The organism is Kribbella sp. (genome assembly GCF_035655035.1).
Classification (GTDB): Bacteria; Actinomycetota; Actinomycetes; order Propionibacteriales; family Kribbellaceae; genus Kribbella.
Map to the genome: position 1 here is coordinate 1 of NZ_DASRVN010000252.1, position 21,748 is coordinate 21,748.

The following is a 21,748-nucleotide window of genomic DNA, read 5'->3' on the forward strand; positions in this document are numbered from 1 at the left end:
CGGCTCGTTCGTCCTCGAGGTTCCGGAGCGTCCGCCGGGACTGCGCGCGGTCCGCTCGCACCGCGACGTACTGGAGCTGATGGACTTCCGGATCGGCGTCGAGACCGAGGCGGCCGGGCTCGCGGCGGTACGGCGTACCGCACATCAGCTGGAGGGGATCGCACGCGCGCTGGACGAGTTCCGGCGGGTGGGCGACGACCCGGCACGGTCGGTGGAGGCGGACTTCGCGTTCCACCTGAAGATAGCTGTTGCTTCGGGCAACCGTTTCTACGGCGACCTGATCGCGGACCTCGGCCCGATGATGATCATGCTGCCCCGGACCCGCCTGAACCCGGCGTACGAGATGTCCGACCCGGACCACCTGACCCGCGTCATCCACGAACACGAGAACATCCACGCCGCGATCACCCGCTCAGACGCCGAAGGAGCCCGCGCGGCGATGCGAGTACACCTCACGAATACCCGCGAGCGCCTGCGCTGATGTTCACCCTGGAGCAGTTGAGTGCGTTCGTCGCGGTGGCCGAGGAGTTGCATTTCGGGCGGGCGGCGGAGCGGTTGCGGATGACGCAGCCGCCGTTGAGCCGGCAGGTGCAGAAGCTCGAGCGGTCCGTCGGCGCGCGGCTGCTGGAGCGGGACAACCGGAAGGTCGAGCTGACCGAGGCCGGGCGGGCGTTCCTGGTCGAGGCGCGGCGGTTGCTGGCGCTGGTGGAGACCGCGGGCGACCTCGCGCGGCGGGTGGATCAGGGCGCGGCCGGGACGTTGCGGCTCGGGTTCACTGCCACGTCGGCGATCCGGACGCTGGGGCCGTTGCTGCGGCGGTTGTCCGAGGAACTGCCGGACGTCGACGTGATCCTGCACGAACGGGTCACCCCGACGCAGGTCGACGGGCTGCTGCGCGGTGAGCTGGACCTCGGGCTCGGGCGGCCGCCGTTCGACCTCGAGGTCCTGGACTCGCGGATCGTGTTCCGGGAGCCGTTGTGTGCCGTTGTCCCCGGCAACCATCGGCTCGGGACGCTCGGCCGGCCGCTGACCGCCGCGGACTTCGCCGGCGAGCAGGTGATCAGCTACTCGCCGACCCAGGCCCGGTACTTCCACGAGCTGACCGTCCGGTTCCTGGCCGCGTCGCAGCCGCGGATCGAGCAGCGGGTACAGCAGATCCTGACCGTGATCCTGCTGGTCGCGGCCGGTCGCGGCGTCGCGCTGGTCCCGGCCTCGGCGCGGAACCTCGGCGTCGAGGGCGTGACGTACTGCGATCTCGACGGACCGGACGAGCTCGTCGAGCTGCACGCGATCTGGCGGCGGGACAGCACCAGCCCGGTGCTGCGCCGGGTGCTCACGATGCTCTCAGAGCATCACTAGATCCACAAACGATCTTGGACAGGTATCCACCGGCGTTCCTACGCTGACCTGCGTGACCCATTACTCCCCCGCCGAGCTGGCGGCCCAGCTCAAGACCGGGCTGCTCTCGTTCCCCGTCACCGCCTTCCACGCCGACCTCAGCTTCCACGAGACGGCGTACCGCGAGCATCTGGCGTGGCTCAGCCAGTACGACGTCGCCGGGCTGTTCGCGGCGGGCGGCACCGGCGAGGGGTTCTCGTTGACGCCGGCCGAGATCGACAACGTCGTACGGACGGCTGTCTCGGAGATCGGCGGGCGGGTGCCGGTGATCGCGCCCGCGACCGGCGGTACGGCGGCGGCGATCGAGGGGGCGCGGGCGGCCGAGGCGGCGGGCGCGGACGGGATCCTGCTGTTCCCGCCGTACCTGACGGAGGCCGGGCAGCGTGGTTTGATCGAGCACGTGTCGGCGGTGTGCCGTAGTACGGGTCTCGGGGTGACGGTCTACAGCCGGGCGAACGCGATCCTCACCGACGTGACGGTCGCCGAGCTCGCGGACCGGAACCCGAACCTGGTCTGCCTCAAGGACGGCGTCGGCAACATCGAGCAGATGACCCGGACGTACGCGCTGGTCGGCGAGCGGCTGACGTACGTCGGCGGGCTCCCGACCGCGGAGACGTTCGCGCTGCCGCTGCTGCAGCTCGGGTACAGCACGTACTCGTCGGCGATCTTCAACTTCGTGCCGGAGTTCGCGCTCGGGTTCTACGCGGACGTACTGGCGCAGGATCGCGACGCCGTGTACCGGAAGCTGCGGGAGTTCGTGCTGCCGTACCTGGACATTCGCGACCGCACCAAGGGGTACGCCGTGTCGATCGTCAAGGCCGGGGTGAACGCGATCGGCCGGAACGCCGGGCCGGTCCGACCACCGCTGCAGGACCTCACCGCCGACGAGGTGTCGTTGCTCGCCGGGCTGATCGAGAAGGTCAAATGACGCCCACTGTCGAGTCGGTGGAGGTCGTGCCGGTCGCCGGCCACGACAGCATGCTGCTCAACCTGAGCGGCGCCCACGGCCCGTTCTTCACCCGCAACGTGGTGATCGTGACCGACAGCACGGGCAACGTCGGCCTGGGTGAAGTCCCCGGCGGCGAGAAGATCGCCGGCACCATCCGGCGCGCCGCCCCGCTGCTGACCGGTCACCCGCTGGCTCACTACAAGGGCTTGCTACACACCATCTCCAGAACATTCGAAGGCCTCGACAGCGGGGGCCGCGGGCTACAAACATTCGACCTCCGTACGACAGTGCATGCCGTCACCGGGTTGGAGTCGGCGCTCCTCGACCTCCTGGGCCAACACCTCGAAGTACCAGTAGCCGAATTACTGGGCGAAGGACAGCAACGCACCGCGGTCCCAGTACTGGGCTACTTGTTCTACGTAGGTGATGCGGCGCAAACGGACCTGCCCTACCGGACCGGTGGAGATGCGTGGGACAGGCTTCGGCGGGGGCCCGTGCTGACGGCCGATGGGGTGGTGGAGCTGGCGGAGGCGGCGCAGGAGCGGTACGGGTTCGTGGACTTCAAGCTGAAGGGCGGCGTGTTCGACCCGCACGTGGAGATCGACGCCGTACGGGCGTTGCACGAGCGGTTCCCGGACGCGCGGATCACGGTGGACCCGAACGGGGCCTGGCTGCTGCGCGAGGCGGTTGCCGTGTGCTCCGGGCTGGGTGATGTGCTCGCGTACGTGGAGGACCCGTGCGGCGCCGAGGACCGGTTCTCCGGGCGGGAGACGATGGCGGAGTTCAAGCGTCGTACCGGACTGCGTACGGCGACCAACATGATCGCCACCGACTGGCGTGAGCTCGCGCACGCGATCCGGACCGACGCCGTCGACATCCCGCTCGCCGACCCGCACTTCTGGACGATGGCCGGGTCGGTGCGGGTCGCCCAGCTGTGCCACGACTTCGGGCTGACCTGGGGCTCGCACTCGAACAACCACTTCGACATCTCGCTGGCCATGTTCACCCACGTCGGCGCCGCGGCCCCCGGCGAGATCACCGCGCTGGACACGCACTGGATCTGGCAGGACGGCCAGGCGCTCACCAAGCACCCGCTGCGGATCAGCGGCGGCGAGATCGCCGTACCGACGGCGCCCGGCCTCGGCATCGAGCTGGACCGGGACGCGCTGGCCGCCGCCCACGAGCTGTACCTGGAGCACGGCCTCGGCGCCCGGGACGACGCGATCGCGATGCGGTACCTGATCGAGGACTGGGAGTTCGACCCGAAGCGGCCCTGCATGGTGCGTTGAGTATGGTGCGGTGATGAAGGTCTACCTGTCATCGGACATGGAAGGTACGGCGGGCGTCGTCGACTGGAGTCAGGCGCGCGGGCCGACCACCGAGTACGAGTACTACCGCCGTCAGCTGCAGGCCGAGGTGAACGCCGCGATCGACGGCGCGCTGGCGGCCGGCGGGACCGAGTTCCTGGTCAACGACTCGCACTCGACGATGCAGAACCTGCTCCCGGACGAGCTGCACGGCCGCGCGAGCTACCTGTCCGGCAAGCACAAGCCGCTCTACATGATGCAGGGCCTGGACGCCTCGTTCGACGCGGTCTTCTTCGTCTCGTACCACGGGTCCGCCGGGGCGACCGGGTCCGTACTGCCGCACACGTACAACCCGCGCGCGATCGCCGAAGTCCGGCTGAACGGCGCGATCACCGGTGAGGCCGGGATCAACGCGCTGGTGGCGCTCGCCCATGACGTGCCCGTCGTACTGATCTCCGGTGACCGGACCACGATCGACGAGGCGCAGGCGTTCTGCCCGGACGTCGAATCGGTCGTGGTGAAGGACTCGGTCTCGCACAACGCCGCGCTGTCCGTGCACCCGGAGCGGGCGCGGGAGCTGATCCACGACGGGGCCCGGCGCGCGCTCGCCCGGCTGAGCGACATGCGCCCGCCGAGCATCACGCTGCCGGCCGAGCTGACCGTCCGGTTCCACAGCCGGGCGTTCGCCGAGCTGGCCTGCGCGCTGCGCGGGGTGGAACGCCGCGAGGACAGGGTGGTTGCCCTGCGCAACGACGACCCGCTGGAGCTGTACCGGACGTTCATCGCGATGGTGTTCCTGAGCCGCGGGGTCAGCGAGTAGCTTCCCCCTGCCGTTGGCGTGATGGCGGTCCGTGCGTAACACTGTGTGAATGCGCGTGATCGTGGTGGGTGCGGGCGTGATCGGGCTGAGCTGTGCCATCCGGCTCGCCGAGGGCGGGTACGACGTGGCGGTGTTCGCCCGGGATCTGCCCCTGGAGACGACCTCGTCGGTGGCGGCCGCGATCTGGTACCCGTACCTGTCGGCGCCGGCCGACCGGGTGGCCGGGTGGTCACGGGCGACGTACGAGGAGTTCGCGAAGCTGGCAGCGAGCGAGCCTGCCGTGGAGCTGAAGCACGGCCGGGAGTTCCTGGTCGAGCCGACGCCGGATCCGCCGTGGGCCGACGTACTGCCGGACCTGACCCGGGTTGCGTCGCCGCCCGCCGGGTTCGAAGACGGGTGGGCGTTCACGGTGCCGGTGATCGACATGCCGGCGTACCTGCCGTCCCTGGTGAAACGGCTCGAGGCCGCCGGCGGGACGCTGACCCGCGCGGCACTGTCCGCGCTGCCGACCGGGGCCGATCTCGTGGTGAACTGCACCGGGCTCGGCGGCCGCCTGACCGCGAGCGACCCGACCGTGACACCGGTCCGCGGCCAGGTCCTGACCGTCGAGCCGTGCGGCCTGACCGAGTGGCTGCTGGCGGACCGCTCCCCCGACGAGCTGACGTACGTCGTCCCGCGCCGCAATGACGTGGTCGTCGGGGGAACGAGCCAGCGCGGCGACTGGAACCTCGCCGTCGACCCGCAGACCACCAAGGACATCCTCGACCGCGCCGCCGAACTGGTCCCTCAGCTCCGCAACGCCAAGATCATCCGCCAGCGCGTCGGCCTCCGCCCCGCCCGCCCAGCCATCCGCTGTGAACTCGTCCGCACCCACACCGGCGAACCGGTCATCCACTGCTACGGCCACGGCGGCTCCGGCGTAACCCTCTCCTGGGGCTGCGCCGACGAGGTTCTGGACCTTGCCCGCACCGTCTGACCCCGTGGTCATTCTCGACGGCGGCCTGTCGAACGCCTTGGAGGACCGCGGCCACGACCTGTCCGACGCGCTGTGGTCAGCCCGGCTGCTCCGCGACGATCCGGCGGAGATCGCCGCCGTGCACCGCGCGTACTACGAGGCCGGCGCGATGGTCGCCACCACGGCCAGCTACCAGGCAAGCGTGACCGGCTTCGAACGCGCCGGCGTCCCACGGGCCGAAGCCGAGCGATTGATCACCAGCAGCGTGCGAATCGCCCGCGACGTACGCGACGAGTTCGACAGTCACCAGGGAAGTGGCCGTCGGCTGGTCGCCGCCTCCGTCGGGCCGTACGGCGCGATGCTCGCGGACGGCTCGGAGTACCGCGGGAGGTACGGCGTGAGCCGGCAGGTACTGCGGGACTTCCACGGCGCCCGGCTCGAGCTCCTCGCCGCGGCCGGCCCGGACCTCCTGGCCGTCGAAACCATCCCCGACACCGACGAGGCCGAGGTCCTCGTCGCCCTGCTCGCCGAACTCGACGTACCGGCGTGGTTCTCGTACTCGATCGATGGTCCGCACACCCGGGCCGGCCAAGGACTCGCGGACGCCTTCGCCATCCCGGACATCCCTCAGGTGATTGCCATCGGCATCAACTGCTGCAAGCCCGCGGACGTCCTGCCCGCGGTGCGGACCGCCGTCGCCGTCACCGGCAAACCCGCCGTCGCCTACCCCAACCGCGGCGAGACGTGGGATGCGCTCACCCGCACCTGGGGCGGCCACGGTGCGGGACCGGCGGAGTTCGCGCCGAGCTGGGTCGACGCCGGGGCGGCCTACGTCGGTGGTTGCTGCCGGGTCGGTCCCGAGGACATCCGGGCCCTCGCGGCGGGCAGCGCGTAGCCGCGCCGACACCGCCGGCGGACCTCGCAACAACCTACACGCCCAGCACTTGGCAGAGGAGGTCGAGGGCTCCGGGGTAGGCGTGGTCGGGTGGCGTGCCGTAGCCGACGATGACGGCTTGGCGGGTGGCCGGGGTGGGGTCGACGTGGTACGTCGTGAGGCTCGCGAGGCCGAGGCTCTGGCGGGCGGCCCGGGTGACGATGTCCTCGGCGTCGGCGGGGACGTCGAGCAGGACGTGCAGGCCCGCGGAGATGCCGGCGACCTTCACGTCGGGAGCACGGACGGACAGCAGCTCGACGAGGCGGTCGCGGCGGCGGCGGTAGTGCAGGCGGGACCGGCGGACGTGCCGGTCGTAGTGGCCGGAGGCAATGAATTCGGCGAGGACCAGTTGCTCCAGGGTCGCGGTCTGGAAGTCCGCGGTGCGTTTGGCGGCGACGACCGGCTCGATCAGGCGTTGTGGCAGCACCATCCACGCCAGTCGTAGCCCCGGCGCGAGGCTCTTGCTGGCCGTACCGGTGTAGACGACCCGCTCCGGATCCAGCGCCTGGAGCGCGCCGACCGCCTGCCGGTCGTACCGGAACTCGCCGTCGTAGTCGTCCTCGATCAGCACCGCCCCGGACTCCCGCGCCCATTCGACCGCCGCCGTACGGCGTTCCGGCGCGAGCGGTACGCCGGTCGGCATCTGGTGCGCTGGCGTCAGCAGCACGCCCTGGCCGGTCAACGCGGACGTCTGCGCCCCGAACGAGTCCACCGGTACGCCGGCCACCGACAGCCCGCGCGCCCGGATCACCTCCCGGTGCAGCGCGTACCCGAACTCCTCGACCGCGATCGTCGTACCGCCGAGCGTCTTGATCACCTCGCTCAGCAGGCTCAGCGCCTGCACGTACCCGGAGCAGATCAGGATCCGCTCCGGGTCGGCCCGGACACCGCGCGCCCGGGCCAGGTAGTCGGCCAGCACCCGGCGCAGCTCGATCCGGCCGCGCGGGTCGCCCAGCCCGAACGCCTCGTTCGGCGCCGCGGTCAGCGCCTTCCGGGTCGCGGCCAGCCATTCGGCCCGCGGGAATGTCGCCACGTCCGGCGCACCCGGCGTCAGGTCGTACCGGAAACTACGGGCCTCCGGCAACGAAACGGCCGGCGTCGCCGGGACCGCGGCCCGGTTCGCGACCACCGTCCCGGACCCCTGCCGCGCGGTCAGCCAGCCCTCCGCGACCAGCTGCCCGTACGCGTCCGCGACCGTGTTCCGGGCGATCCCGAGGTCCTTCGCCAGCGACCGCGACGACGGCAGCCGGGTCCCCGGCACCAGCCGCCCACTCCGGATCGACTCGTGCAACGCCTGCACCAGGTCGCCCCGCCCCCGGGTCACGCCGAGCTCCAGGTGCAGGTCCGCACCCGCCGAATTGGCCCCTCGTTCTGCCATAGAAGTGGACCATACACCTGGGCCGCTCACGACCTAGATTGAAGCCATGAGCACAACGACGACAACAACGCGGCGGGTGAAGCTCGCCAACCTGGTACCGGACTTCTACAAGGCACTGATCGAGGTGGACAAGGTCTCCGACACCGGGCTCGACCCGAAGCTGGCGCACCTGGTGCGGATCCGGGCCTCGCAGATCAACGGGTGCGCGTACTGCACCGACATGCACTCCCTCGACCTCCGGGAGTACGACGAGCAGGAGCAGCGGATCGCCCTGCTGCCGGTGTGGCGGGAGGCGCGGAAGTTCTACACCGAGCAGGAGCAGGCGGCGCTGCAGCTGACCGAGGCGATCACGCTGATCAGCGTCGACCACGTCCCGGACGACGTCTACGAGGTCGCCGCGCAGGCGTTCGGCGAGCAGGACCTGGCCCAGCTGATCGCGCTGATCATCACGATCAACATGTGGACCCGCGTCGGCGTCACCGGGAAGATGGAGCCCGGCCACTACAAGCCATGACGGCCGAACACTTCCGGGCCCTGCACCACGGCGGTACGCCGCTCGTCCTGCCGAACGCCTGGGACCCGGTCAGCGCCCGGCTGATCGCCGACGCCGGCTTCCCCGCTGTTGCCACCAGCAGCGGGGCGGTCGCCCGGGTCCTCGGGTACGACGACGGGCAGCTGACCCCGCCCTCCACGATGTTCGCCGCCGTGGCGCAGATCGCCCGCGCGGTCGACGTACCGGTGACGGCCGACATGGAGGCCGGGTACGGGCTGCCGCCGAAGGAGTTCGCGGAGCGGCTGCTGGAGACCGGTGCGGTCGGGTGCAACCTGGAGGACTCTGCCGACGGCGAGCTGGTCGACGTCGCGCGGCAGGCCGACTACCTGGCCGAGGTACGGGCCGCCGCGGGCGCCGAGCTGGTGATCAACGCCCGCGTGGACACGTTCGTACGGCGGGTCGACGACCCGGTCACCGAGGCGGTACGGCGGGGACGCGAGTACCGCCGCGCCGGAGCCGACTGCGTGTACCCGATCCTCGCGCCGCTCGACCACCTGGCCGAGGTGGCCGAGGGCGTCGGCGGACCGATCAACGGCCACGCGGCGGTCGGCGGGCCGACACCGACCGAGCTCGCCGCGGCCGGCGCGACCCGGATCTCGTACGGGACCAGCGTGCACGACTATCTGATGAACTACCTGCGCGAGCTACTCCCCCGGCTCTGACAAGGTCCGCGGGAGACCGAAGTACGGCGCGACCGTGGTCTCGAAGTGCACGATCTCGTGGATCCGGTCGCCGGCGATGCCGATCACCAGCACCCCGATCAGGTGCAGGCCGCCGGTGACCGGGTCCCGGACGTACTCGCCCCAGGCGGGCTGACCGTTCGCGCGGACCGGCACCATCGCCGCGATCTGCCGCCGGTGCTCCGCGAGCGCGCTGAAGAACCGGTGCGCGGCCTCGGTGCCCTGGTACTCGAACGGCAGCGGCGGCATCCGCACCCAGGCGTCGCTGGTCATCAACGCGATCAAGGCGTCCACGTCCTGCGCCGTGAACGCCGCCACGAACCGCTCGGTCAGCTCCTGCTCGTCCGCGGTCGGCACCGGACTCGTGACCGTCTTCCCGTCCATCGCCGCCCGAGCGCGCGCGAGCGCACTGTTGACGGCGGCCTCGGTCAGTCCGAGCAGCTCCGCGGTCTCACTGGCCCGATACCCGAGTACGTCGCGCAGCAGCAGCACCGCGCGCTGGTTCGGCGGGAGCAGTTGTACCGCGGTCACGAACGCCAACGAGATCGCCTCGTGCGACTCGTACCGCGCCTCCGGACCGGGCAACCGGTCCGGGAGCCCTTCGAGCAGGTCGTCGGGGTACGGCTGCAACCACAGCACCTCGCCCGACCGGGACGGCTCCGGCGCGGGCACCGGCAGCGGTACCGCGGGAAGCGGCCGGCGGGATGTGGAACGCAGGATGTTCAGGCACCGGTTGGTGGTGATCCGGTACAGCCAGGTGCGGACCGACGAGCGGCCCTCGAACCCGCTCAGCCCGATCCATGCCGAGAGCAACGTTTCCTGCAGCGCGTCCTCCGCGTCCTGCAGCGACCCGAGCATCCGGTAGCAGTGCACTTGCAGCTCCGCGCGGTACGGCGCGACCAGCGCCGCGAACGCGTCCCGGTCACCTTCCCGCGCCCGCTGCAGCAGTTCGTCCGGCATGAGACACCTCCGTCACCATTCTTCTCACACCTGTGCTGACACCGCCGCCGGGCTGAACTGATCGGTCCTGGTCCGACCAGTTCCAACGGCCCACACGGTCTGTCCACTTGCAAGCACTGCGACAGCCGAACGGAGAACCACCATGCACACCGTCCTGATCACGGGCACCAACCGGGGCATCGGACAAGCACTCGTCGAGGAAGCGCTACGCCAAGGCGCCGAACGCGTGTACGCCGGGACACGGGTCCCGCTGACACACAAAGACCCGCGGGTGACGTACCTGAGCCTGGACGTGACCGACCAGGCGCAGATCGAGGCCGCGGCCAAGACAATCGAGCACCTGGACGTCCTGGTCAACAAGGCGGGCCTCGCGGCGTACGACAACCTCAGCGACCGCGCCCTGCTCGAAGAGCACCTGGCCGTGAACCTGTTCGGCCCACACGCCCTCGCCAGCGCGTTCCTGCCGCAGCTGATCGAGGCACGCGGGGCGATCGTCAACGTCCTGTCCGTGGCGGCGCTCGCGTCGCTGCCGATGATCCCGGCGTACTCGATCTCCAAGGCGGCCGCGTTCTCGCTCACCCAGGCGCAGCGGGCGCTGCTCGCTCCGCAGGGCGTCCGGGTGCACGCCGTACTGACCGGTCCGACGGACACCGAGATGTCCCGCGATCTCGACGTACCGAAGGCGTCTCCGGAGTCGGTCGCGCGGGCGATCTTCGACGGCGTCGCGGCCGGGAACGAGGAGATCTTCCCGGATCCGTTGTCCGCGATGCTGGCTCCGGGCTGGGCGAGCGGGGCGGTCAAGCAGCTCGAACGTCAGAACGCCGCACTTCTGAGTGCGTAGACCAGGGCCCAGTCCTGGTCGTTCGCGAGCGGGTCGGCGACGTGCGCGGGCTGGCCGTTCACGCAGCTCGGGTACACGAACGCACACGTGGCCGACCCGTCCGGGGCGAAGCTGACCAGGTTCGCCCGCAGGATCGCCTCCTCGGCGCGGTCGAGCCAGTCGGCCTGCTCGGGCGTCACCAGGTCCCGCGGCCAGGCGGCGTACACGACGGCGCTCAGCGCGGACCAGTAGTGCGGGAAGACGTCGCCCCACAGCCGCTGCCGGCCGAACCAGTACCCGTCCCAGTGCCGGATCGGGACGTGCCGCAGGCGGACGTCGGGCTGGTCGGCGGCGAACGCCGTCAGCCACGGCAGGCGGCGGGTCAGCTCCGCGCCGTCGACCTTCCCGGACTGATAAGCAGCCGCCAGCAGTTCGAGTAGCGGGGCGACCATCGACTGCTCGTAGTTGACCTCGTGCGGCGGCAGCTCGTCGCCGTACCCGATGAAGGTCTGCGCGTGCCGGACGAGGTGCTCCTCCAGGCCGAGCTCGGTCAGCAGCGGACCGAGGTCGAACGCCAGGAAGTGGTCGCCGCCGAGCTCGTAGTACCGGTTGAGGATCCTGGTCGCGCCGTCGCGGTCACCCTGCCCGAGCAGGAACCGTGCGAACCACGGGAAGTTGTAGAGCCGTACGGCGTTCTGGTGGATGCTGTCGTCCTGGATCGTCCCTTCCGCGTCCAGCAGGTACTCGCGGACGAACTGCTCGTACCCGGCCAGCGCGGCGTCCAGCTCGGCGCGGTCGCCCCAGCCGCGGGCACGGACCTCCTGGAGCAGTACGGCCATCCCGACCCGCTCGCGGGCGTCGGACCAGTCCCGCCACGCACTCGCCAGTACGGTGAGGCCGCTGTCGTTGTCGTACGGCACGAACGCGTACTTGCGGCTGCCGTCCAGCTCGGGCCGCCGCTGGTGGTCGAGGATGAACCGCGCACGACGCTCGGCGATCACCCGCAACGGGTCGTGGAACAGGACGGCGATCCGCGCGCGGCCGTCGGTCGACGACACGTAGTGGATGCCTGGCTCACCGGTCGTGACCTGCTGGCCGTCGCTGAGCTCCAGGGTCTCCCCGACCTCCAGGGCCAGCCGGTCGGCGTCGATCCGCGGGTTGCGCTCGAACGCGGGCAGGTCGTCGTACCAGTCGAGCTGCCAGGTCCAGCGGTACGTCGCACCGGGCGCGAGCGGGATCGCCGGCTGACCGCCCATCGCGTGCGGCGCGCGGGCGTGGTCTGTGACGTGCAGGTAGATGTGCCCGCGGACGTTGCTGCTGGTACCGGGCTCGCGGGACTCCACGGAGTACGCCCAGAGCTCGCCCTCGGTCAGCTGCAGCCCGAGGCCCGGGCCGCTGCCGTCCATCGGCGCCGCCCAGACCCACGCGTCCGCGCCGCCCGTCCACACGTGCGCGTGCACCGCGCCGGCCAGACTCTCCCGGCTGGACGTGTAGACGTCGCGATACGGCGTGCTGATCGCGACCGACCCCAGCTCGATCGGGGCGTCGCCGGTGTTGCGCAGCTCGTACGTCTCGGTCCACCGCTCACCGAAACGGCGGCCGACGCGCAGCTCGAGGTCCCCGAACCGGTACAGCAGGTCGATCCCGCTGCTCCGCCACCGGGTGTGCGCCGGGTTGTCGAACCGGTACGAACCGCGATCGGTGATGACGAACCCTTTGCCCCACGCGTGCAGGCTGTCGTGCACCACACCCTCGTCGAGCAGCACGTGCCGACCGTCCGGATGCAGCACCTGCGCGACCGCGCCGTCGTCGGCGACCTGGACCGTCCCGCGACCGAAGTCAAAACTTTCCACGATTCGCCAACCTATCGATGTCGAGAACCCGGCGGCGGCTCCGTCCCGCTGATGAGAACCTCCTCACAGACGGGAAACCGAGATGAACCAGCAGCAGATCGCCGAGATCCTCGCCAAGCCCTACGCCCAGCAACTGCTGAACGGCGCGGAGCCGGCCCGGCTCGCGTACGACGGACTCGACGGCGACCCGCGGGTGATTCCGATCGGGTTCTGGGTCGAGGGCGACCAGCTCGCGATCGCCACCGTGCCGAAGTCCGCCAAGGTCGCCGCGCTGCGGAAGAACCCGAAGGTCGCGCTCACCATCGACACCGGCGCGTTCCCGCCCAAGGTGCTGCTGCTCCGCGGCACCGCCGAACTGGAACTGGTTCCCGGCGTCCCCGAGGGCTACCTGGTCGCCGGCCACAAGGTGATGACCGACGAGCAGTACCCCGGCTGGGTCGAGGGCGTGACGTCGCTGTACGACGAGATGGTCGTCATCCGCATCACGCTCACCTGGGCCAAACTTCTCGACTTCGAAACCACCATCCCCAAGGCCGTCGAGGACCTCATCCAGGAGAAGGCAGCCGGCTAACTGCCCGTGGGATGGCGGTGGGTGGCCTGGAGGGCGGTGGCGGCGCCGCGGACTGCGGCCGTGTGCGGGGCGGGGGCCGGGGCGACCGGCGCGCCGAGGCGGTGGCCGAGTTTGTAGGTGAGTTCCGGGCGGAGCGCGCCGCCGCCGGTGAGCAGCACGCCGCGGTCCAGCGCGTCGACCACCTGGGCGCCGCAGTCGCCGTGCAGCAGTTCGAGCACCGCCTCACCGACAACCTCGACGATCGGGAACACCGTCCGTACGTCGTCCAGACCGAGCGCGGTACGCCGGGCCGCGACAACCGCCCCGCCCACGACCAGCGCGACCTCGGTCAGCTGAGCCCCGAGGTCGACGACCAGCAGCGGACCGGCAACATCCGCTCCCGCACCGAAAGCAGCCGCCTTCACGCTGTCGATCATCACCACCGAACCGACACCGAGCTCAGCCAGCACGGTACGCACGTCCGCCCGGTGCGAGTCGTCGCTCAACACCGGCGTAGTAACCACCGCACTCAGCCGGTCCCGCCGCCCGTCCTCCACGGCTGCACCCACCAGCGCAACGACACCCGCCACATCGGCAACCGTCCCCCGCGACACCAGCCGCCGCCCTCGACGCGCAGTGGGCGCATCCAGCACCAGCCCCCGCTCAGAACTCCAAACCCGAGCCCGTGCACTCCCGAGGTCCAAGGCCACACCCCGCACTCCACCAAACCCGACCAGCCCGCGTTTCACTGGTCGGTTTCCCTCTCACGGTGACAGGCGCCGCAGTACAGGCTCTCCGGGCAGATGCGGAGGCGCGGCAGTTCGATCGGACCGCGGCAGGCCCGGCAGTGGCCGTAGTGGCCCGTGTCCATCCGGTCCAGCGCGGCCTCGACGTCGGCGAGCACCAGCCGGGCCGCACCCACCAACTGCCCGTGCACCTCGTCCACCACAGCACTCCCACCGAAGCCCGCCAGCTGCTCGCGCCGGAACGCACGCTGGTCAAGCAGCTTCGCCCGCAGTACTGCGAGCTCCCCTTGCGGCAGGCCCCCGTTGCGTCGATTGGTCCGAGCCTGGCTGTTCACGAGTCTCCTCAGAGCGCCTGCTGTTGGCAGCGGACGCAGTACCGGACGTACGGCAGGATCTCGAGCCGCCCGACCGGTATCCGGGCGTCGCAGCCGGTGCAGACGCCGTACGTACCGTCCGAGACGCGCTCCACGGCGGCGTCGATCTCCTTGAGCACCAGCCGGATCGCGGTCGTCTGGGCGGTCACCAGGTCCCCGTTGGAGTTCGGCTTGTCGGCCTCCATCGCGTTCAGCTGCGCGAGCCGCGTGTTGCGCTCGTGCTGCAGCCGCTGGAGGGTCTCGTGCACCCGGTGGTCGGCGGGCGCGGTGTTCGGGCTGTTCATGCCCACACCATGGCTGCTGCCGCACGGGTTGCCTATCGGGACCAACACCCATCTTGCGCCGGTACGAACGCCGCCGTGCTGCCATAGTGGCGGAACTCTCGTTCACGGAAGGGGTGTGCCCGCGGTGGCGCTGTTCTGGCGGATCTTCGGTCTCAACGCGGTCGTACTCGGCGCTGCGACCGCCCTGCTGCTGTGGGCGCCGGTGACGGTCTCGGTACCGGTCCTGTTCACCGAGGCGTCCGTACTGATCGGCGGGCTCGCTGTGATGCTGGTGGCGAACGCAGTGCTGCTGCGCGTCGGCCTGGCGCCGTTGGCTCGCCTGAACCGGCGCATGTCCACGGTCGACGTACTGCGGCCCGGTCAACGGCTGCCCGTGCAGGGACACGGCGGCGTACCGGATGTACTGCGGGCTTTCAACGCGATGCTGGACCGGCTGGAGCAGGAGCGGGCTACCAGCGCCGCGCGGGCGCTGTCGGCGCAGGAGTCGGAACGCCGGCGGATCGCGCGCGAGCTGCACGACGAGGTCGGCCAGACGCTGACCGCGGTACTGATGGACCTGAAGCGGGCGGCCGACCGCTCGCCGGATCCGGGGCTGCGGAACGAGCTGGTGCAGGCGCAGGAGACCACGCGCGCGAGTCTGGACGAGGTACGGCGGCTCGCGCACCGGCTGCGGCCCGGCGTACTGGAGGATCTCGGGCTGACCAGTGCGCTGACCGCCCTCGCGGTCGAGGTGTCCGATCACACCGGGCTGGAGATCCAGCGGCGGTTCGACAGCGGGTTGGAGCTGGACGAGCAGACCGAGCTGGTGCTGTACCGGGTCGCGCAGGAGAGCCTGACGAATGTGGCGCGGCACGCGGGTGCTTCGAAGGTCGCGTTGTCGTTGACCGGGGAAGGTTCGGCGGTGGTGCTGCGGATCGAGGACGACGGGCGGGGTGTGGGGCTCGCGCACGAGGGTGCGGGGATCCGTGGGATGCGGGAACGGGCGCTGCTGATCGGCGCGATGCTGGAGGTCGGCGACGGCCCCCACGGCGGCACGCACGTCAGCCTGACCGCACCCGCCGCACGCCCGGTTGCCTTGAGCGAGCGCGCGGACAGCAGCGACTCGTGACCACGAAGATCCTGCTGGCCGACGATCACGCGCTGGTACGGCGCGGCGTACGGCTGATCCTCGACGGGGAATCGGATCTGCAGGTGGTCGCGGAGGCGGCCGACGGCAGCGAGGCGGTGGCGATCTGCCGCCGGGAGCCGGTGGACCTGGCGATCCTCGACATCGCGATGCCGCGGATGACCGGGCTGCAGGCGGCGCGGGAGCTGTCCACGGTCGCGCCGGGCGTGCGGGTGCTGATGCTCACCATGTACGACAACGAGCAGTACTTCTTCCAGGCGCTGAAGGCCGGCGCGTCCGGGTACGTGCTGAAGTCGGTGCTCGACCGGGACCTCGTCGAGGCCTGCCGGGCGACGATGCGCGGCGAGCCGTTCCTGTACCCGGGCGCGATGACCCGGCTGGTCCGCAGCTACCTGGAGCGGGTCCGGCAGGGCGCCGACCTGCCGCGGCAGATCCTCACCGCGCGCGAGGAGGAGATCCTCAAGCTGGTTGCCGAGGGCAACTCGTCGAAGGAGATCGCGGAACTGCTCACGATCAGCGTGAAGACCGTCGAGCGGCACCGGTCGAACATCCTGCAGAAGCTCGGGCTCCGGGACCGGCTGGACCTGACCCGGTACGCGATCCGGGCCGGGCTGCTCGAGCCGTGACTCCCGGCCGTGGATAATGGTATGCCAGATCCGGAGAGAGGTTGCGGGTGTCCGAGACCGAGCGGGTGACGCGGCAGTTGCGGGACGAGATCCTGGACGGCGTCCGCGCGCCCGGCGAGCGGCTCGTCGAGCGTGAGCTGGCGACCGCGCTGGACGTCAGCCGAGTGCCGGTGCGGGAGGCGCTCAAGGCACTGGTCGGCGAGGGGTTGGTGACGCTGCGGCCGCGGTCGTGGGCGGTGGTCCGGACGTTCACCGACGCCGACATCGCGGACCTGATCGAGGTCCGGACGGCCTTCGAGCCGCTGACGTTCCGGCTGGCGGCGGAACGGCGTACCCGCGAAGGGCTGGAGCGCGTACGGGCAACCCTCGACGAGCACCTGGCCGCCGCGAAGTCCGGCAACGCCGTACTGGCCCGACGTAAGGCGGCCGACTTCCACGAGCAGGTCACGGAGCTCGCCTCCAACGAGCTACTGCTCGAGATCGAACGCCCCCTCCGCAGCCGGATGCGCTGGCTGCTGACCCAGCACGACGACCTGCTCGGCGTCGCGCGGCAACACCGCGACCTCTACGCCGCGATCGCCAACCGCGACGCCACCCTCGCCGAACAGTTGGCCGCCGATCATCTCGCCCAGGCCCGGACGATCCTCCGCAACCTCCGCGCGCCCGGTTGAGCACGTTTGGTATACCATTCATCGCATGACCTCCTTGCTGCTTGCTGACGTGCGCCCTTGGGGCGGCGACGCGGTCGACGTGACGATCGTCGACGGCGTCATCTCGGACCTCTCCCCCGCCGGCACCGGCGGCCCTGGCAGCACAGCGGACGATCGGATCGAGGGGCGCGGGCTGCTCGCACTGCCGGGGTTCGTGAACGCGCACGCGCACGTGGACAAGAGCTGGTGGGGTCTGCCGTGGGTCTCGTACGGCGGTCAGCCGACCACGCAGGGCCGGATCGCGCACGAGCGCGCCGAGCGGGACAAGTACGGGATCCCGAGCGTCAAGGGCGCCACGGCGGTGCTGCGCGAGTTCCTCCGGCACGGTACGACGGCCACCCGCACCCACGTCGACGTCGACCTCGGCGTCGGGCTGCGCGGGATCGCGAACGTCCGCGCGGCGGCTGCCGAGCTGAACGGCGCGGTCGAGATCGAGCTGGTCGCGTTCCCGCAGGACGGGGTACTGCGGCGACCCGGCGTACTCGACCTGCTCGACCAGGCCGCCGCCGAGGGTGCGACCAGCATCGGCGGCCTGGACCCGGCGTCGATCGACCGCGACCCGGTCGGCCAGCTGGACGGCCTGTTCGGGATCGCGGCCCGGCGTGGGGTCGGGATCGACCTGCACCTGCACGACCGCGGCGACCTCGGCGCGTTCCAGTACGAGCTGATCGCCGAGCGCACGGTCCAGGCGGAGCTGCAGGGCAAGGTGAACGTGTCGCACGGGTTCGCGCTCGGCGAGCTGGCCCCGGCACGGCGCTCGGAGCTGGTGGAGCTGCTCGGCGAGGCCGGGATCTCCTGGACCACGGTCGCCCCGCCGACCTCGGCGCCGCTGCCGTTCCGCGAGATGCGGGCGGCGGGCGTGCCGATCGGCCTCGGTACGGACGGCATCCGCGACCTGTGGTCGCCGTACGGCGACGGTGACCTGCTGCAGATCGCCCGCGGGTTCGCCCGGCTGCACGGGCTCCGGACGGACGAGGACCTGACGTACGCGGTGCAGCTCGCGACGACGTACGGCGCGGCGTTCGTGCACCGGGAGAACCACGGTCTCACCGTCGGTGCGCGGGCGGACATCGTGCTGCTGGACGCGGAGAACGCGCCGGACGTCCTGGTCCGCGCGCCGCGCCGGGAGCTGGTGATCGCCGGCGGGCAGGTCGTCGTCCGCGACGCCGAACTCCAGGTGTGAGTACCGCGACAGTCGTCGGGCGGACGCTCGGCTCGTTGCGGGACAACCGGGCGTTCCGGTTGCTGTGGTTGTCGAACCTGTCCTTCGCGAGCGCAGCGAGCGAAGCATGAGCAGAGCTTCGGCGGGGTGTGGACGCAGACGCTCGTGCTCGGGTGGCTCGCGTACGAGACCACCCACTCGGACTTCCTCGTCGCGGTGTTCACCGCCGTACGGCTGGCGCCGCTGCTGCTCGGGCCGTTCTCGGGGGCGTTCGCGGACCGGCACAACCGGGTCCGGCTGCTGATCATCGCGGCGTCGTGGGCGCTGGTCGCGGTCAGTACCGTGGCCACGCTCGCGTCGCTCGGCAGAGCGTCGTACTGGGTGCTGGTCGTCGGCGGGCTGGCGATCGGGCTTGCGCAGTCACCGTCGCAGCCGGCGCGCGCGTCGCTGGTGATGGACCTGGTCGGCCGGGACAACATCAGCAACGCGAACGCGCTGAACTCGATGGCGCTGAACATGACCCAGGTGATCGGGCCCGCGCTCGGCGGTCTGATGATCACCGCACTCGGCGCTCCGGCCGCGCTGTGGGTGTCGACGTTCTGGTACGCCGTCTCCCTGGTCATGCTGCTGCCGCTGCGGGAGTACGGTCAGGTGGTCGGCGGGCGCACCGGGTCGGCGATCCGGATGGTCAGCAGCGGGCTCCGCGAGATCGCCCGGAACCGGCTGGCATCGACGGTCCGGCTGGTCACGCTGGCCGCGAACACGATGCTCTGGCCGGTGGCGCAGTCGTTCATGCCGGTGTTCGCGCAGGAGTCCCTCGGGCTGAACGCGGCCGGCCTGGGCTGGCTGCTCACCTGCGCGGGCGTCGGCGGCCTGACCGGCTCCCTGGTGATCGCCTGGCTGGGCGATTTCCGCTTCAAGGGCGGCATGTACCTGGTCGGTACGTCGCTGTGGGGCGCACTGTGGGCGTTGTTCGCGCTCTCGCACAACGTGATGCTGTCGTTCGTCCTGATGACCGCGATCGGCGTGATGAGCGCGGCGTTCGGCATACTGCAGACCACGCTGCTGCTGATGACCACGCCCGAGCCCTTGCACGGCCGAGCGTTAGGTGTCCAGGAACTGGCCATCGGCATCATGCCGGTCGCCTCGCTGGCCCTAGGCGCTTTCGCTGAACGCTACGGCGTCAACATCACCACCTTTGTCAGCGCGGTCCTCCTGGTGACCAGCCTGGTGGCCTTGGCCCTCTGGACCCCAGCACTCCTCCGTTACAGCGGCTATCGTGACCACGGTGAGAGTACGGCGGGTCTACGACGACGCACAGCCGGATGACGGCGCACGGGTGCTGGTGGACCGCCTGTGGCCTCGGGGTGTGAGTAAGGAACGAGCTCACCTGGACGAGTGGTGCAAGGAGATCGCCCCGTCCAACGAGCTGCGGGAGTGGTACGGCCATGACCCCGAGCGGTACGACGAGTTCGCACGGCGCTACCAGCAGGAGCTGAAGGAGCCGGAGCGAGCTGCAGCATTCACACACCTCCAGGAACTGGCTCAGCGCCCGTTGACGCTGCTGACCGCTACCAAGGACGTAGAGATCAGCCAGGCTGCCGTTCTTGCCGGGCTACTCGACGAGCGCTGAGCGGGAACCTTTCTCGACGGTCCGACACGAGAGGGGTGTCAGACAGTTCGAGATCGGAGGGTGCATGCGCAGCGACCCGGGAACCGGCCTATGAGCGGCGTGCAGCTGGTCCAGCACGGACCGCCGCTCGACGCCGGTCCGCCAGGATCCGATCGCATCCTCTGGGAGCGCGCCGCGGAAGGAGACGGCGAGGCGTTCGGGCAGCTGTACGACCGGCACGCCCGGGCGGTCTACGCGTTCCTGTACCGCCGGACCGGTTCGTGGAGTGACGCCGAGGACCTCACGTCCTCGGTGTTCCTGCACGCCTGGCGGCGGCGTACGGACGTCGTACTCGACCGCGACTCCGCCCTCCCCTGGCTGCTCCGCGCCGCCGACTACACGGTCCGCAACGAGTGGCGCGCCAAGCTCCGCTACCGCCGGGCGGTCGCGGCCGCGCACGTACTGGTCGCCGACGTCCGCGATCACGCCGACGACGTCGCCGGCCGGCTGGACGACGACCGGCGGATCCAGGAGGCGCGGAGGTTGCTGAAACGTCTGCCGAAGCAGGAGCGCGAGATCGTCGAGCTCTGCATCTGGGCCGGCCTCGACCAGCAGGCCGCCGCGGTCGCCCTCGACGTACCACTCGGCACCGTCAAGTCCCGGCTGTCCCGGGCCCGCAAACACCTGCGTGAGCTGAACCTTCTCACTTCCCTGGAGCCACCGGCATGACCACCACACCACCAGACCTCCGCCCGGAGACCCGCGCCCGTCAGCGTGCCGAGCTGGCCGCGATCGTCGGCCACGAGGCGACCCGCAAACCCCGCAACCACGCCGTACCGCTGCTCGCCGCTGCGGCCGTCGCCGCCGTCACGGCGGGCCTAGCGTTCGGCGTACCGGCGCTCCGCCACAACACTGCCCCGGATCCGGCCGCCGGGACGAAGCAGCCGCTCGCGCCGCTGAGCGAGGCGGACAAGGCCCGCTTCGGCAAGATCTGTTCGACGCGGGTGCCGCTGCCGCTCGACCGGTTGCCGCAGGACCCGTACACGGTGCTCGACGCGTTCCGATTCGCGAATCCGCCGTCCGGCACCTACGCGACCGCCTTTGTGGTCGTCCGGACCCACGGCATGTTGTCGTCGTGTGGCTTCGGCTCCGGCGGCGAACTGCGGACGGCGATCCCGCGGTTCCCGCAGCACGCGTTGTACGACGTGGTCAACGCCGGCCAGGTCGGCACCGGCACCTACACCTCGCAGGTCACCCGGATCACCGTTGCTGTCGGCAACGGAAAGGCCGTCGAGTCCGTCCTGCGGCACGGGTACTACTACACCGCCCTGCCGTTCGTACACAGCCCGCGCGGGCCCTATGTCGTTCGTGCGTACGACGCAGCCGGCAAGCAGGTGTACGACAGCCGGCGGTCCGAGGCCGAGCTGCGAGCCCGCTGTTACCGGGACGCGCAGGGCAAGGTGATCGCCTCGACGACCGCCAACCCGCATCCGGACCCCAAGACCTGCCGGCCGACCTACGTCTGGAAGTACCTGCCGGACTAAGGCCGCAGTACGACGCTCGACTCCGCGGTGAGTGCCAGGAACGTCAGGGACTCCTGCAGGTACAGCTGAACGCTGTCGGCGTCGTGGGACAGGTAGCCGATCGACAGGTCCTGGCCGAGGTGCAGCTCGTAGTCACCGCCTCTGGTCGACACCAGCAGGGCGCCTTCGAGAGCAGGTGCCCAGATGATCTCGCCGTCCCCGATCAGCCGGGCCAGGTGGTCGCGGATCGGGTACCCGTGGTCGGTCGTCTCGGCCACGGCCGTGTAAGCGTCAGCGGACAGGAGCAGGCTGTACGGACCGGCCACCCCAGCCAGTCGCAGCGCGCGCAGTGCCTGCGCCACGGTGTCCGGGAGCTCGCGTGCCGCACCCGGCAGCGCCAGTACGTCGTTGGACGTGCTCGGTGCGAG

General features: G+C 70.7%; 26 protein-coding genes. 19 read left to right on the plus strand and 7 right to left on the minus strand.

The features are described 5' to 3' along the window. From VFF46_RS14520 to mmuM, 7 genes are all read left to right on the plus strand, one after another. Window positions 1-481: FadR/GntR family transcriptional regulator (locus tag VFF46_RS14520; protein WP_325037640.1), on the plus strand; the 481-nt coding region annotated here is incomplete at its 5' end. Beyond that, window positions 481-1,359, plus strand: a complete 879-nt coding sequence (locus VFF46_RS14525) for a LysR substrate-binding domain-containing protein (RefSeq protein ID WP_325037641.1) — start codon at window positions 481-483, stop codon at window positions 1,357-1,359. The genes VFF46_RS14520 and VFF46_RS14525, both read left to right, overlap by 1 nt. A gap of 52 nt (window positions 1,360-1,411) precedes the next feature. Continuing rightward, window positions 1,412-2,326 (plus strand): 5-dehydro-4-deoxyglucarate dehydratase, encoded by a 915-nt coding sequence (gene kdgD / locus VFF46_RS14530; protein ID WP_325037642.1) that lies wholly within the window; start codon window positions 1,412-1,414, stop codon window positions 2,324-2,326. After that, complete coding sequence (locus tag VFF46_RS14535; RefSeq protein WP_325037643.1) at window positions 2,323-3,636, plus strand: enolase C-terminal domain-like protein; 1,314 nt, start codon at window positions 2,323-2,325, stop codon at window positions 3,634-3,636. The genes kdgD and VFF46_RS14535 overlap by 4 nt, the downstream gene beginning before the upstream one ends. Before the next feature lie 13 nt (window positions 3,637-3,649). After that, window positions 3,650-4,474, plus strand: coding sequence for a M55 family metallopeptidase (locus VFF46_RS14540; RefSeq protein ID WP_325037644.1), 825 nt, complete (start codon window positions 3,650-3,652; stop codon window positions 4,472-4,474). Between the two features lie 49 nt (window positions 4,475-4,523). Then, complete coding sequence (locus VFF46_RS14545; RefSeq protein ID WP_325037645.1) at window positions 4,524-5,450, plus strand: FAD-dependent oxidoreductase; 927 nt, start codon at window positions 4,524-4,526, stop codon at window positions 5,448-5,450. Between the two features lie 4 nt (window positions 5,451-5,454). Beyond that, the gene (gene mmuM / locus VFF46_RS14550; protein ID WP_325037646.1) at window positions 5,455-6,324 is read left to right on the plus strand and encodes a homocysteine S-methyltransferase; all 870 of its coding nucleotides are present in this window, start codon (window positions 5,455-5,457) and stop codon (window positions 6,322-6,324) included. A 34-nt stretch (window positions 6,325-6,358) separates the two neighbouring features. Here the strand turns inward: mmuM and VFF46_RS14555 are convergent, their stop codons facing one another. Beyond that, a complete protein-coding gene (locus VFF46_RS14555; protein ID WP_325037647.1) occupies window positions 6,359-7,741 on the minus strand; it encodes a PLP-dependent aminotransferase family protein in 1,383 nt (460 codons plus the stop codon). Between the two features lie 46 nt (window positions 7,742-7,787). On the opposite strand from VFF46_RS14555, the gene VFF46_RS14560 reads away from it, so the two are divergent. Together VFF46_RS14560 and VFF46_RS14565 are read left to right on the plus strand one after the other, a co-directional pair. Next, a complete protein-coding gene (locus VFF46_RS14560) occupies window positions 7,788-8,255 on the plus strand; it encodes a carboxymuconolactone decarboxylase family protein (RefSeq protein ID WP_325037648.1) in 468 nt (155 codons plus the stop codon). After that, window positions 8,252-8,956: an isocitrate lyase/phosphoenolpyruvate mutase family protein gene (locus VFF46_RS14565; RefSeq protein ID WP_325037649.1), complete on the plus strand. Its 705-nt coding sequence runs from the start codon at window positions 8,252-8,254 to the stop codon at window positions 8,954-8,956. The genes VFF46_RS14560 and VFF46_RS14565 overlap by 4 nt, the downstream gene beginning before the upstream one ends. On the opposite strand, the gene VFF46_RS14570 is transcribed toward VFF46_RS14565, so the two are convergent. Beyond that, entirely contained in the window at window positions 8,939-9,934 is a 996-nt protein-coding gene (locus VFF46_RS14570) for a sigma-70 family RNA polymerase sigma factor (RefSeq protein ID WP_325037650.1), read from the minus strand. The two genes, VFF46_RS14565 and VFF46_RS14570, sit on opposite strands and share 18 nt — an antisense overlap. Before the next feature lie 142 nt (window positions 9,935-10,076). On the opposite strand from VFF46_RS14570, the gene VFF46_RS14575 reads away from it, so the two are divergent. Then, window positions 10,077-10,775: an SDR family NAD(P)-dependent oxidoreductase gene (locus VFF46_RS14575; protein WP_325037651.1), complete on the plus strand. Its 699-nt coding sequence runs from the start codon at window positions 10,077-10,079 to the stop codon at window positions 10,773-10,775. Here the strand turns inward: VFF46_RS14575 and VFF46_RS14580 are convergent. Beyond that, entirely contained in the window at window positions 10,748-12,607 is a 1,860-nt protein-coding gene (locus tag VFF46_RS14580) for a hypothetical protein (protein WP_325037652.1), read from the minus strand. The two genes, VFF46_RS14575 and VFF46_RS14580, sit on opposite strands and share 28 nt — an antisense overlap. 82 nt (window positions 12,608-12,689) lie before the next feature. On the opposite strand from VFF46_RS14580, the gene VFF46_RS14585 reads away from it, so the two are divergent. Then, window positions 12,690-13,178: a pyridoxamine 5'-phosphate oxidase family protein gene (locus VFF46_RS14585; protein WP_325037653.1), complete on the plus strand. Its 489-nt coding sequence runs from the start codon at window positions 12,690-12,692 to the stop codon at window positions 13,176-13,178. Here VFF46_RS14585 and VFF46_RS14590 read toward each other — a convergent pair. From VFF46_RS14590 to VFF46_RS14600, 3 genes are read right to left on the minus strand one after another with little or no spacing between them, the layout of a single operon-like run. Continuing rightward, window positions 13,175-13,906: a rod shape-determining protein gene (locus tag VFF46_RS14590; protein WP_325037654.1), complete on the minus strand. Its 732-nt coding sequence runs from the start codon at window positions 13,904-13,906 to the stop codon at window positions 13,175-13,177. The genes VFF46_RS14585 and VFF46_RS14590 overlap by 4 nt on opposite strands. Beyond that, a complete protein-coding gene (locus VFF46_RS14595; protein WP_325037655.1) occupies window positions 13,903-14,238 on the minus strand; it encodes a TraR/DksA C4-type zinc finger protein in 336 nt (111 codons plus the stop codon). The genes VFF46_RS14590 and VFF46_RS14595 overlap by 4 nt, the downstream gene beginning before the upstream one ends. Window positions 14,239-14,246: 8 nt before the next feature. After that, complete coding sequence (locus tag VFF46_RS14600) at window positions 14,247-14,561, minus strand: TraR/DksA family transcriptional regulator (protein WP_325037656.1); 315 nt, start codon at window positions 14,559-14,561, stop codon at window positions 14,247-14,249. 115 nt (window positions 14,562-14,676) lie between these two features. On the opposite strand from VFF46_RS14600, the gene VFF46_RS14605 reads away from it, so the two are divergent. The 8 genes from VFF46_RS14605 (at window position 14,677) to VFF46_RS14640 (ending at window position 21,341) form a co-directional block, all read left to right on the plus strand. Continuing rightward, window positions 14,677-15,669: a HAMP domain-containing sensor histidine kinase gene (locus VFF46_RS14605; RefSeq protein WP_325037657.1), complete on the plus strand. Its 993-nt coding sequence runs from the start codon at window positions 14,677-14,679 to the stop codon at window positions 15,667-15,669. Continuing rightward, window positions 15,666-16,313, plus strand: a complete 648-nt coding sequence (locus VFF46_RS14610) for a response regulator transcription factor (RefSeq protein WP_325037658.1) — start codon at window positions 15,666-15,668, stop codon at window positions 16,311-16,313. The genes VFF46_RS14605 and VFF46_RS14610 overlap by 4 nt, the downstream gene beginning before the upstream one ends. Window positions 16,314-16,360: 47 nt before the next feature. Then, window positions 16,361-16,984, plus strand: a complete 624-nt coding sequence (locus VFF46_RS14615; RefSeq protein ID WP_325037659.1) for a GntR family transcriptional regulator — start codon at window positions 16,361-16,363, stop codon at window positions 16,982-16,984. 25 nt (window positions 16,985-17,009) lie between these two features. Further along, window positions 17,010-18,206 (plus strand): amidohydrolase, encoded by a 1,197-nt coding sequence (locus VFF46_RS14620; protein WP_325037660.1) that lies wholly within the window; start codon window positions 17,010-17,012, stop codon window positions 18,204-18,206. Between the two features lie 126 nt (window positions 18,207-18,332). Beyond that, complete coding sequence (locus VFF46_RS14625; RefSeq protein ID WP_325037661.1) at window positions 18,333-19,514, plus strand: MFS transporter; 1,182 nt, start codon at window positions 18,333-18,335, stop codon at window positions 19,512-19,514. A gap of 16 nt (window positions 19,515-19,530) precedes the next feature. Continuing rightward, window positions 19,531-19,818, plus strand: coding sequence for a DUF488 domain-containing protein (locus tag VFF46_RS14630; RefSeq protein WP_325037665.1), 288 nt, complete (start codon window positions 19,531-19,533; stop codon window positions 19,816-19,818). Window positions 19,819-19,908: 90 nt separating this feature from the next. Next, window positions 19,909-20,526 carry a sigma-70 family RNA polymerase sigma factor gene (locus tag VFF46_RS14635; protein ID WP_325037662.1) on the plus strand — a complete coding sequence of 206 codons (618 nt, stop codon included), beginning with the start codon at window positions 19,909-19,911 and terminating at the stop codon, window positions 20,524-20,526. Next, window positions 20,523-21,341, plus strand: coding sequence for a hypothetical protein (locus VFF46_RS14640; protein ID WP_325037663.1), 819 nt, complete (start codon window positions 20,523-20,525; stop codon window positions 21,339-21,341). The genes VFF46_RS14635 and VFF46_RS14640 overlap by 4 nt, the downstream gene beginning before the upstream one ends. Here VFF46_RS14640 and VFF46_RS14645 read toward each other — a convergent pair. Beyond that, window positions 21,338-21,748: family 1 encapsulin nanocompartment shell protein (locus VFF46_RS14645; RefSeq protein ID WP_325037664.1), on the minus strand; the 411-nt coding region annotated here is incomplete at its 5' end. The genes VFF46_RS14640 and VFF46_RS14645 overlap by 4 nt on opposite strands.